We start from the raw sequence: 17,656 nt of genomic DNA, 5'->3' as shown, positions 1-17,656 counted from the left end.
CGGCAAACTTTACCTAAGCTTTCATGCCTTGAGCAACAAATTTCACTAAACGCACGATCGCAGTTTCCACTTCTTCGGCAGAACCCCCCGTTATCAGCTTTCCCGACTGACCAACTTGATTTAAGGTACGGATTAGTATGGCGATCGCCATATCTAATTTCCACTGTAGTTCTGTGCGTGTTTGATTAGGAAGCGCTCGCTGAAGAATATCTAAAAAGCGTTGAGTACTTTCATCAAATTCTTTATTTGCAAGTTCCTGTATGGGTAAAGGTTCTCCACGACAACGCCCCATAAATTGAGCGCGAACCATTCCCGCTTCTCCCATTTGGGAAATCACTCGCAAAGGAGGAGCGAAAAAGGCTTCCAAAATATTCTCTACTAATGGCGGCTCCGGCAGATTTTCATATTTCGCCAGCTGCTGAAGTTGAAGTTCGATACACTGTCTAGCTACTCTTCGCAAAACGGCAACAAAAAGTTCTTCTTTGGAGCCAAAATGGTAATGAACAGCCGCAATATTAACCCCAGCTTCCCGAATCACATTACGTAGACTTGTCCCAGCAAAGCCTTTTTCTGCAAATAGCCCCTCGGCAATATTAAGTATTTGTTCTTTTGTATCAATTACTGTTATGGCATTTTTCATGCTTGAATCAAACGTTTGAATAATATTTTCTTACTTTTGCAATAATTCGATTATAACTAGAAACGAAACCAAAATAATATTGGGTTGTCTGAGGGAATACTATGTATGTAATTTAACTGATATGCATCTAGTGAAAATGAATGTAGAGACGTAGAATTGACACTTCTGCATAAGGGTTTCAGTTAAAAAATAATTAAATTCGGTCGTTGCCTAATGTATCAAACGTATGATTGACTAAAATTAAAACGTGTGTTTGAATCTTAGGTATAAGAAAACTTATTGATAAAGATATAAACAAGAACATTAGAGATAAATACCATGAACCCAGAATTTAGTCCGCACTCCGAGATATCAAGGGATGATACTCCCTATGAAGGGTACGATTCCCAAGAGTTAGAGAATCTAGATAAACATGATCCGAAGTTACTTCGTTATGGAATATTGGGAGTCCTTGGGTTAATGCTGATAGTAGGGACAGTATTTGGTGCGAACAATTTAACCAAGACAGAATCTCAGACAAAAGAAGTTGCTGTCGCTCGTCCAATACCCGTAACTACTTTACGAGTAGAACCTGTAAAATCTTACCAAGTATTGCGGACTTATACAGGTGAAATTGCGGCAATTAGGACTAGCGAATTGGGATTTGAGCGGGGTGGGAAGCTAGTGGATGTTTTTGTCAAAGAAGGAGATAAAGTTACATCGGGACAACCCATTGCCAAGTTGGATGTGAGTAATTTGCAGATGCAGAAGTTGCAGTTAGAGGCTCAACTGGCTCAAGCACAAGCAAGATTAGATGAATTTATTGCAGGTCCCCGTAGCCAAGATATTGCAGCGGCTCGTGCAGCAGTTGAAGACGCAAAACAGCAATTGCAATTGCAGAAAACTAAACTTAAAAGAAGAGAATATCTTTATGGTGAAGGAGCGATCGCGCGAGAACAACTTGATGAAATTGCTTTTGGGGAAAATTCCTTAAATGCTCGTTTGCAACAAGCCCAGAGCAATTTAGATGAACTTTTAGCAGGAACTCGTATCGAGCAGTTAGCAGCGCAGCGAGCCGTAGTCAAACAATTAGAAGCGAGTATATCAGACTTACAGATTACAATTGCTAAAAGTACAATCAAAGCACCATTTGCAAGTATAGTTTCTGCTCGTTTAATCGATGAAGGAACCGTAGTTAATCCAGGACAAGCTGTGGTGCGTTTGGTCGAAAATACCAGCCCAGAAGCCAGAATTGGAATGCCTACTACAGTTGTAAATAAATTGCGAGTTGGTAGTTCTCAAACAGTAGAGATTAATAACCGGAATTATTCAGCAACAGTAGCTGCGATTTTGCCAGTAGTTAATCCCAATACTCGTACTCAAGTAGTTGTATTAAAACTAGAATCTTCAACAATATCTCAAATAAATCCCGGTCAAACAGTTAGATTAAAACTTACAGATACAATTCCTACCGAAGGGTTTTGGTTGCCCAATAAAGCCTTAACTCAAGGATTACGGGGACTTTGGACAACTTATGTTTTAACCAAACCGAAATCGAATTCTAACATTTCCCAAAATACTTTCATGCTTGAACAACGCAGTATAGAGATATTGCATCAAGAAAGTGACAGAGTTTTAGTACGTGGTACCTTGCAAGAGGGAGACAGGATTGTTGCCGATGGGATTCATCGTTTAGTTCCTGGTCAAATAGTGCGCCCGATTGGGGAATGATAGGTACATAACCTCAAATCCAAAATTTATTAACTCCTAACTCCTATTCCACTCTAAAATTACCTTTCACCCATGGAGGGTACGACTCATCTCTTTTTACCTCCTTCCTCTGCGTACTCTGCGCCTCTGCGGTTTTTTAAAATCAGTAATCTTTCGGTAACAAGAGAGTAAATTCTAATCCAAAATCCGTCTTGGAAAGTTTGCTGGGACGGAAACCGACCCCAGCAACTTTCCGCAAAATCTAAAATCCAAAATCGACATGGTTCTCCCATTTTTTCGTAACATCCGCCTACTAATTCTAAGTATGGTATTAATACTTGTGTGGGGTTTATCCGCGTATCAATCCTTACCACGTCAAGAAGACCCAACGCAAGTAGCGCGAACTGCCGTGATTACAACTATATTTCCTGGAGCTAGTGCAGAACGCGTAGAAGCCTTGGTAACAGAAGTTATCGAATCAGAAATATCTGAAATCGAAGAAATTACAACTGTCACATCAGATTCAAGGGTTGGTTTATCTACAATTTCGGTTGAACTAAAAGATGCTGTAATTGATGCCGAACCAATTTGGACACGGGTGCGGGATAGATTATCAGATGCAACGGTGCAATTCCCACCAGGCGTGTTGTCACCAGATTTAGAGCGAGCAGAAACACGAGCTTATGCTGTAATTGCATCTTTGGTTTGGTCCGTTGAAAGCGAACCTAATTATGCAATTTTACGCCGCTTTGCCGAAGAACTTGATGTGCAAATTCGAGGAGTCGGGGGAACCGAGAAAGTAGATAAATTTGGCTTTCCTGCGGAGGAAATAACTGTTGAAATCAATCCATCCGATTTAGCCGCAGTAGGATTAAATGCTCAACAATTATCGCAACAGATACAGCAAAGTGATGCCAAAAACAGCGCGGGACAACTTCGTAGCCCAAATAATACTTTAGCGATTGAAGTAGAAGCCGAACTTGATTCAACGGAACGAATTCGTAAAATCCCGATTTCTTCGACTACCAACGCACAGTTTACCCGCTTGGGAGACATTGCGCGAGTTACTCGCGGTATCACACAACCAGTTACAGATTTGGCTTTGATTGGTGGTAAGCCAGGGGTAGCCTTGGGAGTACTGATGGAATCAGGGAATCGGATTGATTTATGGGCAGAAAAAATTCATTCTTTATTAGATGATTTTCGGACGCGGTTGCCTAATGGAATTAAATTAGAAGTGATTTTTGACCAAAGTAGCTACGTGGAAACACGTTTGGATGACCTGATATCTAACTTAATATTTAGTGGCATTCTTGTAGTTGCCGTAACTTTTGTGGGTATGGGTTGGCGCTCTTCTCTTATCGTCGGTGCTGCACTACCATTAACAGTATTTGCGGTATTTGGAGAGCTACAAGTATTTAATATTCCTATTCACCAAATGTCAGTTTCGGGGTTAATTATTGCCTTGGGATTGTTAATTGACAACGCAATTGTAGTTGTAGATGAGATTCAAGTTGAACTGAAAGCAGGTTTAACACCTAAAGATGCTGTGGTAAAAACAGTTAATTATTTAACAGTTCCTCTGATAGCATCAAGTTTGACAACTATGATTACCTTTTTACCAATTGGTTTATTGCCGGGAGGAGCGGGTGAATTTGTTGGTTCTATTGCTTGGAGCGTAATTATGTCGCTGGTTTCTTCTTTCGCGATATCTTTAACAGTAATTGCAGCACTTGCGGGGCGTTTTCTGAGTCAAAGTGGAATCAAAAAAGAAAGTTCTCAACAAAACCGCAAATCGCGTAAATCTCTATTATCAAAACTGAAAAATCCCGATGCTTGGTGGAATGGTGGCTTTTCTTCAGCTTTCTTAGGTCGAATTTACCGTAAAACTTTAAGTTGGACTACAGCGCAACCTGTAATTGCGATTGTCTTAACATTTGTACTGCCCGTAATAGGTTTTATAAATGTAGGTTCCCTACCAGAACAGTTTTTTCCCTCCCTCGATCGCGATCAGTTTCAAATTGAAGTGGAGTTTCCCGCTCAAACTTCCATTGCTCAAAGCCGTGAAGATGTACTCCGCGCTCGTCAGTTGATTCGCAAGTATCCGCAAGTAGAAGAAGTTCATTGGTTTGTGGGGGAAAATGCCCCCAAGTTCTACTACAATTTTACTGGTGGGATACAAAATGCTGCTTACTATGCCCAAGCAATGGTGCAGCTAAATACAGATCAAGGCGTTACACAACTGATTCGGACTTTACAACAAGAGTTAGATGTTTCATTTCCCCAAGCACGGGTTTTAGTCAAACAATTAGAGCAAGGACCTCCATTTAATGCTCCCGTGGAAATGCGGATTTATGGACCTGATATCGAACAACTACGAATATTAGGCGCTCAAGTCAGGGAAATTTTAACGCAGATACCCAATGTGACTCATGTACGGGATGATTTGACTGAAGTTCTGCCCAAATTGGGATTGACTGTAGATGAAGAACAAGCAAGATTAGTAGGACTTGATAATACCGCGATCGCGCAACAGTTACAAAGTTATTTAGAAGGTTCCGTTGGGGGTTCGATTCTCGAAGCGACAGAAAATTTACCAGTACGAGTTCGGATTGCAAATGCTAACCGAGGAGACTTATCTCAAATTGCTTCTCTTAATTTACAGCCAAATCAACAAAGTGGTGCAACAGAACCAAATTTGCGTCCTTTATCAGCGTTGGGGGATTTTAACTTAGTACCTCAATTAGCTCGAATTTCCCGACGTAACGAACAACGAGTCAACACCGTTCAAGCTTTTATTACTGCTGGAGTTTTACCGTCAACGGTTTTGCAAGAATTACAAAAACGTCTGGAAGCAAAAAAATTTGAATCCGAACTTCCCCCAGGGTATAAATACGAGTTTGGCGGCGAACAAGCAGAACGCAGTGATGCAGTAGGTGGTCTTGTGTCAACCGTAGGATTGTTATTATTGGTGATGATAATTACACTCGTATTATCTCTAGGTTCATTTCGACAAACAGGTATTGTTTTTGCTGTTGGTGTTGGCTCTGTTGGTTACGCTTTATTCGCTTTATGGGCTTTTGGTTCGGTATTTGGATTTATGGCAATTGTCGGCACAATGGGTTTAATTGGAATTGCTATCAACGGTGCGATTATTATCTTGTCAGCCTTCAATGAAAACGAAGCAGCGCGGAACGGTGATGTGAAAGCTGTGCGGGAAGTTGTAGTTAAAGCAACTCGTCACGTATTAACTACAACTATTACTACAATGGTTGGTTTTATCCCGCTAATTACTGATGGTGGTAGCTTTTGGCAACCTTTAGCAATTGCGATCGCGGGTGGGATTGGTGGTTCTCCGTTTCTGGCGCTTTATTTTACCCCTGCTGCTTATTTGTTGGTAAAAAAGCCGAGTAAGAATAAGGCAAAACCACGACGACAACTTCTGCTTCCTCCGGCGGCTTCTTAACTGTGAATAAAGGTATGAGATTTATTGCGATCGTTCAATTAAACGTTTGAAAATTTATCGTCAGGAAATACGGTGAAAACACAACAAATATTTTCTATTTTTTTGTTCGGTGTAACGGTAGGATTATTAAATACTCAATCTGCTATGGCTAATAGCATTGATTTTAGTCAAATCCACACAATACCAAATTATTCAATTCCATCATCGGAGGAGACTACGGTTCGTTTTCAATTAAGCGTTCCCTCGGAACCAATTCCCCCGGATGATAGTAAAAAACCATCATTAAAACAAAAAGAAATTAACAATAATCAGGTAGAAGTGTTATCAAATCCAACTGGTAATTCTTCTACCCAAAACACCCCTAAAAAAGTCACTCCAAATAATTCAATTCGCTCTAAATCAGTTTTGGATTCTCTCAATCCCAACGCAAATCCACTTCAATATCCGACAAAACCGGAAGAAGTTCAGATTCAGAAAATTCAAGCAATAACTTTAGAGCAAGCTCTGGAACTAGCGCGACGCAATAATCGGGAATTACAGGTGGGATTACTTGAATTAGAACGCCTCCTAGCTGCTGTCAAGGAAGCTCAAGCGTCATTATTACCATCAGCTGGTTTAAGTGCTGAGTTTGGACGACAGCAATCTGCTCAAAATCAGTTAGCAATTGAAAGGACAAATTTTGGTAATGACGAAGCAAATACAGCTTTCAATGGTAGCCTTCAACTCAATTATGACCTTTATACCGGAGGCAGACGAAATGCTCAAATCGGACAAGCCGAGGAACGTCTGCGCGTTCAAGAGTTAGCAGTAGAGGTATTAGAAGAAGAAGTGCGTTTGAATGTTTCTACAGAATACCTTGACTTACAACAATCTGATGAAGAAGTCAGGATTGCTCAAGCTGCTGTGGTGAATGCACGAGCTAGTTTACGAGATGCTCAAGCTTTGGAACGAGCCGGAGTTGGTACAAAATTTGATGTATTGCGAACTCAGGTAAATTTAGCAAATGCTCAACAACAATTAACCAACACCATTGCTTCTCAACAAGTTGCTCGTCGTAGCTTAGTAGCTCGTTTAAGTTTGTCCCAGTCTGTAGATATAGCGGCTGCTGACCCTGTAAAATTAGCAGGGTTATGGAAACTAAGCTTAGAAAATAGTATTGTGCTGGCTTATCAAAACCGTTCCGAACTACAACAACAGTTAGCGCAACGCAATATTAATCTACTTGATAGACGCTTGGCACTTTCTGTGCGAAAACCACAAATTACTTTAGTTGCCAGCTACAATCTACTCGACCAGTTCGATGATAGTGTTAGTGTTACCGATGGGTACAGCGTCGCAGTCCGAAGCAACTTTAGTTTATATGATGGTGGTAGAGCAAAAGCCCAAGCCGCACAAGCAAAAGCCAATGTCAAAATAGCTGAAACTCAGTTTGCTAATACTCGTAATCAAATTCGTTTTCAGGTTGAGCAAGCTTTTTCAGGCTTACAATCTAATTTAGAAAACGTACAGACTTCTAATGTAGCGCTAGAACAAGCTAGAGAGTCTTTACGATTAGCTCGTTTGCGCTTTCAAGCTGGTGTAGGTACGCAGTTAGAAGTAATAGATGCAGAAAACGCTCTTACCACATCTGAAGGTAATAGGATTAGAGCGATTTTGGATTACAACCGTGCTTTAGCAAATTTACAACGGTCTGTTACATCTAGAGCATTGGTGAAATGAAAAATAGTCTGCGATTTCTCGAAATAATTTTTTATATTTTAGAATAGGCTGAAAAATTTGTGATCGGATGTCTAACAATTCTAGCGGCTCGCAGTCCGCCAATTACTGCTAATTACATCAAACGTTTGATTGATACACCACACTTTACAAACTTCTTGCAGAAGTTGGGGAAAGGGTAAAAGTATAAACTTTGATTATTTTTTACTCTTTCTCTTTTCTTACTTTTTGACCAATCTCAAGTAACTTGATCAGGAAAAATAATTTCAATTTATCGCTATAATTTGGGTGAGATTTGGGATAGCAATTATGTTAGAGTACAACTTATCAAAATATTTACCCTCCGCAGATGAGCTTCCTGACTCCGACGAAACACCCGTGGATAACGAATTGCAAGAATTAATCCCAGGTTTATTAAAGTCTATTTTATTAATCCTTTGGGCTGAAAGAATGGACTGGTTATTTGCAATTGATATGGGTATATATTTAGACCCAGATGAGCCACCAATTGTCCCAGATGCTTTTCTTTGCTTGGGTGTAGAGCGGGTTTATGATGAGGAATTGCGCCCTAGTTATGTACTTTGGGATGAAAATGTTGTTCCCATTTTGACACTAGAAATTGTTTCGCAAAATTATCGTAAAGAGTATACAAAAAAACTCGAAGACTACGCACAAATGGGGGTACTTTATTATGTGATTTATTCTTCCCGTCGTCGTCGCAAACCGCGTTTAGAGGTACATAAATTAATTAATGATAAGTATCAGTTACAAGCAGGAAATCCCCTTTGGTTGCCGGAAATTGGCTTAGGAATTGGTAGCGAAAGGGGTAATTACAGTGGAGTCACGCGGGAATGGTTGTATTGGTACAACGAAGCAGGTAAGCGTTACTTAACTCCACAGGAACAAATTCAACAACAAGCACAACGGACTCGGTTGTTAGCAGAAAAATTGCGGGAATTGGGTGTTGACCCCGATGCGATCGCATAAGTAATATTATCTAGTGTCATATTCTGGAGAAACGTGGTAAATACTAATTAGAAGCAATCCAGACCAGAAAAGCCAGAATTTGTTCGACTGGAGGTAACGGATAATCATACAAATCGATGGTCAATAACTTGTCTTGTAACTGCATAAAGCGCCATTGTGTGCCATTACTCACACAACCATAAATAGTCGGAATCATCTGTCGTTTGATCTGGTTAAACTTTTGTGCGGCTACCATCTCTGCTGCACATTGCCCCAAACCAACTTTGAGATCGGCTTTTTTTGCCTCTACCAAAATAAAAACTGGTGCTTCAATTTCAATTTGCTCGGTGGATTTGCTCAATAGAAAATCACAAGTACCATTTAGCCCCAGTGTCTCATCAACGGTAAAATCTTCTCCAGAAAAAAAGCTAATTTGTTGGTTTAAAATTTGCCGTACCTCTAACAAAACCGGACTAATAATTAATTCCGAGCGAGCTTTTTCGCTTCCCGTTGCAGTTGCTACAGGTAAACTATATTCTAAAAAATTATTGAGCGTCTCGGAGGGTTTAATCGGTTCCAATTGCGGTAAAAAACGTACACCTTCCTCGGTGACAATTCCAAATGCTTCTTTTACACTTGTCAATGTTTTAAATTGACTGTAGGACACAACCAGACTCCCGATTTCTGTGCTTTTGGCTTCTCTAATATTAACCTGAGTTTGATGGCGAATCCTTAATTTTCCCTGTTTATAAGAAGTCGGGTTTTAATCACAATTAGAAGCCTGTTATATGAAGTCCGGTTAATTGCTTACTATATGACGATTACGCATTTATCCAAAACCCATTACCGATTACCAATTACCCATTAAGTGCCCTCACACAGAGTAGGAGTGTTTAACCGGACATGATATTACTGATATTTATATCTTAAAAAAACCCCGACTTGTATGATTAGCGAACTTAAGGTCAAAAAACCCGATTCCTTAACGAAACCGAGTTAAATTTGCTAAAAATATCAATATTTAAGCGATTCTTAGCAGTCTACGTAAAACTAACTGGTCTTCTGATTTAACTTTTAGACGACCGTTTTCTATGTCCCGAATCCAACTTTGACTTTTACCCATCAACTTTGCTAATTCCCTTTGAGAAATACTTAAATTTTTTCTGGCTAAACGTATCTGTTCTCCAAGCAAACTACCTGCTGTTTTAATATTTCGGCTTTTTTTAGTGGTTTGCTGTTGTTTTTTCTTTGCTGTGAGATTTGGTTGGTCCCATTGCGGTGCAAGTTCAAAGCATAAAATTCGCGCATTCATCAACATTTTCCATTTTCCACGGGGACTGACATCGGTTAACCTTCTTCCTTGATCTCCATCGTTAATCCAAAATTCTATGGCTTCGTCTGGATCTTCGGGAATGTCCGCTAACTTAGCCCATAAGGGTTGAATTTCTGCTGGATAACTCACCGGATCGAAAATCGGTTTCATTCCATAATGTGATAGTGTTTCTAAATCGCTCTCAAATGTTCGCAGCAACCGTTTACGTTCTTCCCTTTGTCTGCAAGCAATCGCCACTTTGCGATCGCCATATGCAACGCGCATTAATGTGGGTATTGTAATGCGTTGTTGTTTACCCATTTTAGTTTTGAACATCAACCACATCATCAACCGTGCTGCACCTTCATGCTGCTGCCAGATACTCATCACTGTAGTTAGCAAAGATTTAGGCAAGTTACCATACTGATAAAAGGCTGTACGCTCTTTACAGGCTTGTTTATTTAAGAAATATTTCGCCCAAACACCAGCTTTAATTCTAAATGTCAAACCAATCAGATATTTACACCCTAGTTCGTCTTGTTGAAAATGATGCTGTATTCCCATCAAATCCCACAAGCAAGTTTTTTCAAATGAAATTGGCTCTAAACGTCCTTGTTGTGGTAGATCAATGGAAATAATTAAGGAACAAACTTGCTGGACTAATCTTTTCATCAAAGCTAATTTTGTCGTTTTGTTCAAATCTTTGCGTTTCTCTAATCCCAAATATTTTTCTATTTGCTTATCATCTACAACAAACTCTTCTTCCCAAGCCTTTTCTGAGAAAGTCGCGTAAGCTGCAAAAATTAGATGTACGCAAGCAGATCGAATATCAAGTTCTTCAACTGCTTCCAAGTCTGTTGCAAGTTCGTATGCTTCAGAAGAAGAATTGATGTGAAAAGCAATTTTTCCTCGTCCCTGATTTATCTGTTTGCTATAGCGCACTTTCTCGTTTTCATCGATTTCCCAAGCTAAAGATGTCCGTTGAGACAGCACGTTACAAGCTTCCCAAATGGGAATACCCGATGCAAATGGATTACTCTTACCATTGAAAAATAAATCTGAACTAGTCAATTCTCGATCATCAATTTTACACCTTCCTTTTTTTACCTGTAATGGAATTGGGGACTTACTCGGACAAGCTGATACACATTGGGGTTCGGAATAATAACCCTCACAGTTGTTACATAAATGAGGGTCAATCCAATATTCACCATTGTCGATTTTGATAGCACCTGTTGGACACTGAAAACGACATTTATCGCATCCAGCGCAACTGTTATTAGAAATTGTATAAGGCATAAGGCTATGTGCCACTTAACTTCTTGCGATGTTTGGCTCAAGTCTTACCTAGATGTGTTTTTTAGATATGCTCACTAACACACTTGACGATAAAAATAAAGGCTTTTTATCGCAATCCTGACCGGGGAACCCCGGTCGTCGCAGGCTCCGCCGAAGAAAGGCGGAGTACTGACGACTCACATCTATATATGTACTTCCAATTAAGAATAGGCCTCTTAATTAAAAGTATTTAACCAGAGCCTATATTTCAAACTTCCCTATTTATAGTTTTCATAAAGTTATTAAAAAGTTTTGTTCGTAATGAGCTATGAATGTTTTTTCTATTATTAATAAAAGATTAATGCATACTTTTTATATTCAAATTTTCATGCCTTTTAAACTGTTCTCTAAGAACAAACCAATTACTAATAATACCAAGGGTTTTTCAAAGCTATGTTCAAAAATATTTTTGTCTATTCATTATCTTAACATACTCTTCATATAATTTTCATGATTTTTGTTTTTTTTCATTTTTTAGATCATAACTACTTACAAATATTTGTTGATTAACAGTATTTTCTACAATTATTTGTGTAGCAAATGAACATACTAGTTGAGATAGTTAATCAAAAAAAATAAGAAAACATTCAAGTTTAATTTGAACTTGATTATATATACTTAAGTGTAGTTAATATAACTAGTAAAAAGAGCGATAAATATAATTTGACCACTTTTGTTGTAGTGATGAAAGTTCAAAAATATATTTTGTATATATATATACGATTTTTTTTTAATTTATTTTTGTGATTAATTGAAAAATAATGTCATTGATTTCAATATTTATCATAGATTAAATTGCGTATAGGAAGTTTTTTTTGCTTCTGATTGTTGATAATCAATAAGATAATTGGTTTAAAAATAAATTTATATTTTGTAGCTACGCAAAAAATTATAAATCGCTCAAAAGATTAGATAGCAATATTGTAACCTCTTGACAGACCCAAAAAACTTAGTAATTAATTGCAAGAGAAAAATAATATAACATCAAAATTGATACTTTGATTTTTTAAGATTAAAAGTAATATCTATGATTTAAAGCATTTAATTATCGCCATATGAAAATAGATAAATTTGGTTTAAGATTAAGAATAACGCTACAAGCAATGTAAGCATATCTATTATTAACAGGTTCAATTATGGCAGTACTAACAGGTTTGACAGCAGGTGGTAAAACATGGACACCCAAATTTGTGCAAGAAATTGATAAAGACAAATGCATCGGTTGCGGTAGATGTTTTAAAGTCTGCGGACACAACGTATTGTCTTTAATGGCAATGAACGAAGAAGGTGAATTTGTCGAAGACGAAGACGACGATGAAATTGAAAAGAAAGTAATGGTTGTTGCTCAAGCAGATAACTGTATTGGTTGCGAATCTTGTTCTAAAATTTGTCCAAAAAACTGCTATACCCACGTTGCAATAGACAATTAGTTGTTAAAAATCAAGTTTTGCTAGACGAGTAACTAGTAAATAGCAGTGAATAAATTAGTAGAGGGGAATCTCTTATATCCTACCGGCGAACAATAAGTTCGCAGAAGAACAAAATTGTAAATTTCAAATTGTCTAAATTGAACAAATTTAGATTGATGATTAATATAGCCTCATTAATATATTGGAGAATTTATAGTTATTCAATTGTCAAAAATCCTACAAGTATTGCAAAGTAAAATGAATGCAATAAGTAAATTAAAAATTCCATACAACGGCATTCATCATTAGATTACACTATCGGTTTTATACAGCAGGTCACTATGCAACAAATTCCTGTTTCGTTATTAACTTTAGTTGCTGGAGCTTTGGTCACAATTGTAGGTATCTGGGTTAGTCAAACTCATAATCTATTACCAATACAAGCATCCGAACAAGCACCTTTAGTAGACGGATTCTTTAATGTCATGTTCGCGATCGCCATTGCTTTATTTTTGGTGGTTGAAGGAACTATCTTGTTTTTCGCGATTAATTTTCGTCAACGTAAAGGCGATAATACAGACGGGCCACCCATTGAAGGTAATGTACCCTTAGAGATATTTTGGACTGCAATTCCGACGATAATAGTTTTTGCTTTGGGTATCTATAGCGTCGATGTTTACAAGCAAATGGGAGGATTCCCGTCAGCTAATCCTGCAATAATTGAGACTCAGAACAATTCTGATTCTGGAAGTGCAATTGCAGCTACTATTAGCGAAGCTCCGAGCATATCATCAGATACAGCACCGTTTGTCAATCAAAAGATTGGGATTAAAGGTTCACCTCTACAGCAGAATCAAGCCGCAGAAGTAACTGTAGATGTTACGGGAATGCAATTTGCATGGATTTTTAATTATCCCGAAGATAACATCACATCCGGTGAGTTACACGTTCCAGTTGGTGCTGACGTACAATTGAACATTGCAGCAACAGACGTAATTCACTCATTCTGGGTACCGCAATTCCGCTTGAAGCAAGACGCAATTCCCGGTATGGCTACCGAACTGAGATTTGTCGCGACTAGACTAGGAACTTACCCTATAGTTTGTACAGAATTGTGCGGCGGTTATCATGGTTCAATGAGGAGTCAAGTAATCGTTGAGACTCCCGAAGAATATCAAAGTTGGTTGCAAGAAAACCGGATTGCACAACAAAATAATGAGAAAATTATTGCAGTAAACTCCGTAGAATTATCACCATCTGAATACCTTGCTGCTTACAGTTCCGATATCGGTATTAACTCAACAACTCTTGCTCAAATTGAGAAATAAATTGTAAATAGTTAGGAGTTAGTGGTTAGTTGATAGTTGTTTCACTCCCAAACCCCATCATCTCCTCCTCAATCCAAAATCTAAAATCTAAAATCCAAAATCGAATGACGCAATTAGAACATCCACAAAATACAACTCAAGTGGCTACTCATGCTCATCCCCAAGCATGGAAGTGGTATCATTATTTCACGTTTAATGTAGACCACAAGGTAATTGGTATCCAATACCTAGTGACATCGTTTATTTTTTATCTCATCGGTGGATTGATGGCTGTAGCCATGCGTGCCGAATTAGCGACACCGGATGCAGATTTACTCGACCCCAATTTGTATAATGCTTTTCTGACCAATCACGGAACAATCATGATTTTTTTATGGATTGTCCCCAGTGCGATTGGTGGCTTTGGTAACTATTTGATACCACTGATGGTTGGTGCTAGGGATATGGCTTTCCCGAAGCTGAATGCTGTAGCATTTTGGTTAAATCCACCCGCTGGTGCTTTGGTTTTAGGTAGTTTCTTTTTCGGTGGTTCTCAGTCAGGTTGGACAGCCTATCCACCCTTAAGTTTGGTGACAGCGAATACCGCTCAAAGTATGTGGATTCTTGCCATTGTGTTGGTGGGAAGTTCTTCTATCTTGGGTTCGTTAAACTTTGTTGTTACCATTTGGAAGATGAAAGTTCCTTCGATGAAGTGGGATGAATTACCCTTATTTTGCTGGGCAATTTTAGCTACTTCATTATTGGCATTAGTTTCTACACCAGTACTAGCTGCTGGTTTAGTATTGTTGTTATTTGATATCAACTTCGGTACTTCTTTCTTTAAGCCAGATGCAGGTGGTAATGTAGTTATTTATCAGCATTTATTCTGGTTTTATTCTCATCCGGCAGTTTATTTGATGATTCTGCCTATTTTTGGCATTCTTTCCGAAGTGATTCCGGTTCATGCACGTAAACCAATATTTGGATATAAAGCAATTGCTTACTCTAGTTTAGCAATTTGCGTTGTGGGTTTGTTCGTTTGGGTTCATCATATGTTTCTGATTGACTTCAACTCCTTAATAATCATAAATTATTATTGAGTAAACATTGTAAGCAATAAACAATGTTTGCTTGAAACATATATTTAGGGAAGAATTAGGGAATCAAAGCAAATGAAAGCAGACATCTACCAAGAAGCATTTAAAGATTTCAAGTCATCAGCAACTACAGACGGTAGCTACTTAGGTATAAACAAAGCAGCCAAAGAACAAGAAGCACATATGAGAATGAAAGTACAAGAACAACTAAAAGAAGCTAATTTGCGACTTAAGGAAATGAAAGCAAAGGTTTCCTTAACAATGAAAGGTAATGCAATACAGTTACGGGCTACACTACCACTTAAACCAAATGATACGAATATAAAAGGTAGACAAACAAAGCAGTATCAAATATCCCTAAATATTCCAGCAAACCTAGACGGATTAAAAACAGCAGAAGAAGAAGCTTATGAATTAAGTAGATTAATATCAAGAAAGTGTTTTGAATGGAATGATAAATATTTAGGATGCAAAGCTTCTCAAAATATTGATATAAATTTTGGAGAAATATATGACAAATTTGAGGATATTTTTTTTAAAACAAGAAAAAGAGATATTAAAAGCGAACATACCTTTACTGAATACAAAAAAGTCTTTAAAAGAGAATTTAACTCTGATTTAATTGTGAATAAAAACAATATAGAAATTTCATTGAGCAAAATTGATTCTAGCAGCAAAAGATTTCAAGCGATAAAAGTAGCTAGTATTATATGTAAATATTTAGAAATAGATATTGACTTGAAAAAGTTAAAACTTCCTGTTATACCTCAAAAAAGAGACATTCCCCAAGATAAAGTAATTATAGATGGTTTTTATACATTTGAAAAATATTACGAATTAAACAAACACAAAAAAAATCCTTATTGCAGTACTTATTTAATATATAGATTGGCTTACGGTTTAATTGCTAATTACGGATTGCGTCCTAGAGAAGTATTCAACCAACCTGATATTGATTGGTTTATAAGTGAAGATAACAAAGATAATACTTGGAAAGTTCATAATGACAATAAAACTGGAGCCAGAGAAGTATTACCCTTTATGCCAGAATGGATTGAACTATTTGATTTAAAAAGTAAAAAAGCACTGGAAATGCTTAAACAAAGAACTGATAAAATAAAATCTTTTTCACAATTGACTATTATAGTAGATAAAAATTCACAATGGTTTAAAAGAATTGGGTTAGAATTTAAGCCTTATGATTTACGCCATGCTTGTGCTATCAGAGCGCATTTACAAGGGATACCTCTTAAAGCAGCAGCAGATAATTTAGGGCATTCTATCGAAATGCACACTAAAGTTTATCAAAGATGGTTTTCCTTAGAAAATCGTAAGAAAGCCATGAATACAGCTTTAAATGAAAAACAAGAAATGGAAATGCTTCAAGAAAAAAATATTTCTTTACAGAAGAAAGTAGAATCTCTGACTTTAGAACTAGAAAAATATAAGTTAAATAAAATTATTATATAACCAACATCAAACTATTCCCTTCCCGTTCTAAAGTTTCCTCTCTCTTATCTTTTCTTTGCGCTCTCAGCGCGACAGTTGCTACAACGGGGGGAACCCCCGCAACGCACTGTCTTGTCTCTGCGGTTTTTAAATCCGTAATCTTCTAAAATATACTATACAAGGCTTGAAAACAATCATAATTTTCAGATTTTTTGTTTATATTAATACAGAACACAAATAATATCTATTTATAAGGAATAAATAGTGAATCAAATCATCAATTAGTAACGTTATTTAACTGAGAACAGACAACATTGAAATATAAACTTAAGGAATATATAGAGAATAGTTTTAAAAATAGACGTTGAACTTTTGCTAATTAAAGATTTTAACTGTTCATCATATGTTTACCAGCGGTACTCCCGGTTGGATGCGGATGTTTTTTACCATCTCCACCCTGATAGTTGCTGTTCCTACAGGAATTAAAATATTTAGTTGGGTAGCAACTCTTTGGCAAGGGAAAATCCGCTATACTAGCGCAATGCTGTTTGCCATTGGCTTATTAATGATGTTCGTTTTGGGTGGTATTGGCGGCGTGACTTTAGGAACCGCACCATTTGACGGACACGTTCACGATACTTATTATGTAGTCGCGCACTTCCACTACGTCTTATTTGGCGGTTCTGTATTTGGTATTTATGCTGCGATTTACCATTGGTTCCCTAAAATGACGGGAAGGATGATGAATGAAACCTTGGGTAAAATTCACTTTGTCCTCACCTTTATCGGCACCAATTTAACCTTCCTACCCATGCACGAACTGGGTTTACAAGGAATGCCGCGTCGAGTTGCCATGTACGATCCGCAATTTGAGGCTATCAATCAGCTTTGTACCTACGGTGCTTATCTATTAGCAATATCGGTAATTCCGTTCACTCTGAATATTCTTTGGAGTTGGAATGCTGGTGCAAAAGCCGGTGATAATCCTTGGAATGCTTTGACATTGGAATGGACAACCTCTTCTCCACCTGCTATTGAAAACTGGGAACAATTACCTATTGTTACTCACGGCCCTTACGATTACGGTGTGGTGACAGAAGGTGAACCTTTAACAACCTCAACAGAAGCAGAAGCAACTGCTTAAATCAATTTTGGATTTTAGATTTGCGTTAGCGAAGCGTGTCCGATAGGACATATTTGGATTTATCCAAGCTGTGATTAATCAAGAAGGTAATCATCTCAGCATCCGAGCCAATTCATTTGTATG

11 protein-coding genes and 1 pseudogene are annotated in these 17,656 nt (G+C 37.8%); 9 read left to right on the top strand and 3 right to left on the bottom strand.

Annotated features, from left to right (window positions below; translation table 11 throughout):
* Positions 1-13 precede the first annotated feature (13 nt).
* Complete coding sequence (locus IQ247_RS05610) at positions 14-640, bottom strand: TetR/AcrR family transcriptional regulator (RefSeq protein WP_193917881.1); 627 nt, start codon at positions 638-640, stop codon at positions 14-16.
* Positions 641-958: 318 nt separating this feature from the next.
* Here IQ247_RS05610 and IQ247_RS05605 point away from each other — a divergent pair, with 318 nt between their 5' ends.
* The 4 genes from IQ247_RS05605 (at position 959) to IQ247_RS05590 (ending at position 8,498) form a co-directional block, all read left to right on the top strand.
* Positions 959-2,350, top strand: coding sequence for an efflux RND transporter periplasmic adaptor subunit (locus tag IQ247_RS05605; protein WP_193917879.1), 1,392 nt, complete (start codon positions 959-961; stop codon positions 2,348-2,350).
* Positions 2,351-2,654: 304 nt separating this feature from the next.
* Positions 2,655-5,795: an efflux RND transporter permease subunit gene (locus IQ247_RS05600; RefSeq protein ID WP_265579667.1), complete on the top strand. Its 3,141-nt coding sequence runs from the start codon at positions 2,655-2,657 to the stop codon at positions 5,793-5,795.
* A 72-nt stretch (positions 5,796-5,867) separates the two neighbouring features.
* A complete protein-coding gene (locus tag IQ247_RS05595; RefSeq protein WP_322745436.1) occupies positions 5,868-7,514 on the top strand; it encodes a TolC family protein in 1,647 nt (548 codons plus the stop codon).
* Between the two features lie 306 nt (positions 7,515-7,820).
* Positions 7,821-8,498: a Uma2 family endonuclease gene (locus IQ247_RS05590; protein ID WP_193917873.1), complete on the top strand. Its 678-nt coding sequence runs from the start codon at positions 7,821-7,823 to the stop codon at positions 8,496-8,498.
* A gap of 43 nt (positions 8,499-8,541) precedes the next feature.
* Here IQ247_RS05590 and IQ247_RS05585 read toward each other — a convergent pair whose 3' ends face one another.
* Complete coding sequence (locus IQ247_RS05585; RefSeq protein WP_193917870.1) at positions 8,542-9,144, bottom strand: hypothetical protein; 603 nt, start codon at positions 9,142-9,144, stop codon at positions 8,542-8,544.
* 354 nt (positions 9,145-9,498) lie between these two features.
* Positions 9,499-11,103 (bottom strand): helix-turn-helix domain-containing protein, encoded by a 1,605-nt coding sequence (locus tag IQ247_RS05580; protein WP_322745435.1) that lies wholly within the window; start codon positions 11,101-11,103, stop codon positions 9,499-9,501.
* Positions 11,104-12,263: 1,160 nt separating this feature from the next.
* Here IQ247_RS05580 and fdxB point away from each other — a divergent pair.
* The 5 genes and pseudogenes from fdxB to IQ247_RS05555 all read left to right on the top strand — a co-directional run.
* A complete protein-coding gene (gene fdxB, locus IQ247_RS05575) occupies positions 12,264-12,557 on the top strand; it encodes a ferredoxin III, nif-specific (RefSeq protein WP_193917868.1) in 294 nt (97 codons plus the stop codon).
* A gap of 320 nt (positions 12,558-12,877) precedes the next feature.
* Entirely contained in the window at positions 12,878-13,864 is a 987-nt protein-coding gene (locus IQ247_RS05570; protein ID WP_193917866.1) for a cytochrome c oxidase subunit II, read from the top strand.
* A gap of 104 nt (positions 13,865-13,968) precedes the next feature.
* Positions 13,969-14,943 carry a cytochrome c oxidase subunit I gene (locus IQ247_RS05565; RefSeq protein ID WP_265579666.1) on the top strand — a complete coding sequence of 325 codons (975 nt, stop codon included), beginning with the start codon at positions 13,969-13,971 and terminating at the stop codon, positions 14,941-14,943.
* Positions 14,944-15,015: 72 nt separating this feature from the next.
* Positions 15,016-16,410 carry a site-specific integrase gene (locus IQ247_RS05560; protein WP_193917864.1) on the top strand — a complete coding sequence of 465 codons (1,395 nt, stop codon included), beginning with the start codon at positions 15,016-15,018 and terminating at the stop codon, positions 16,408-16,410.
* Between the two features lie 364 nt (positions 16,411-16,774).
* Positions 16,775-17,533 (top strand): annotated as a pseudogene (locus tag IQ247_RS05555) (cytochrome c oxidase subunit I); the annotation flags it as partial.
* Positions 17,534-17,656 lie beyond the last annotated feature (123 nt).

It is taken from the genome of Plectonema cf. radiosum LEGE 06105, from assembly GCF_015207665.1.
Classification (GTDB): domain Bacteria; phylum Cyanobacteriota; class Cyanobacteriia; order Cyanobacteriales; family Nostocaceae; genus Rivularia; species Rivularia radiosa_A.
Note: the sequence above shows the minus strand (reverse complement) of the source record. Positions and strands in the feature narration are given on the sequence as shown.

Coding starts and splice junctions, on each gene's coding strand:
- IQ247_RS05565 (WP_265579666.1), top strand. CDS start 13,969: ATGACGCAATTAGAACATCCACAAAATACAACTCAAGTGGCTACTCAT.
- IQ247_RS05610 (WP_193917881.1), bottom strand. CDS start 640: ATGAAAAATGCCATAACAGTAATTGATACAAAAGAACAAATACTTAAT.
- IQ247_RS05560 (WP_193917864.1), top strand. CDS start 15,016: ATGAAAGCAGACATCTACCAAGAAGCATTTAAAGATTTCAAGTCATCA.
- IQ247_RS05605 (WP_193917879.1), top strand. CDS start 959: ATGAACCCAGAATTTAGTCCGCACTCCGAGATATCAAGGGATGATACT.
- fdxB (WP_193917868.1), top strand. CDS start 12,264: ATGGCAGTACTAACAGGTTTGACAGCAGGTGGTAAAACATGGACACCC.
- IQ247_RS05600 (WP_265579667.1), top strand. CDS start 2,655: ATGGTATTAATACTTGTGTGGGGTTTATCCGCGTATCAATCCTTACCA.
- IQ247_RS05570 (WP_193917866.1), top strand. CDS start 12,878: ATGCAACAAATTCCTGTTTCGTTATTAACTTTAGTTGCTGGAGCTTTG.
- IQ247_RS05590 (WP_193917873.1), top strand. CDS start 7,821: ATGTTAGAGTACAACTTATCAAAATATTTACCCTCCGCAGATGAGCTT.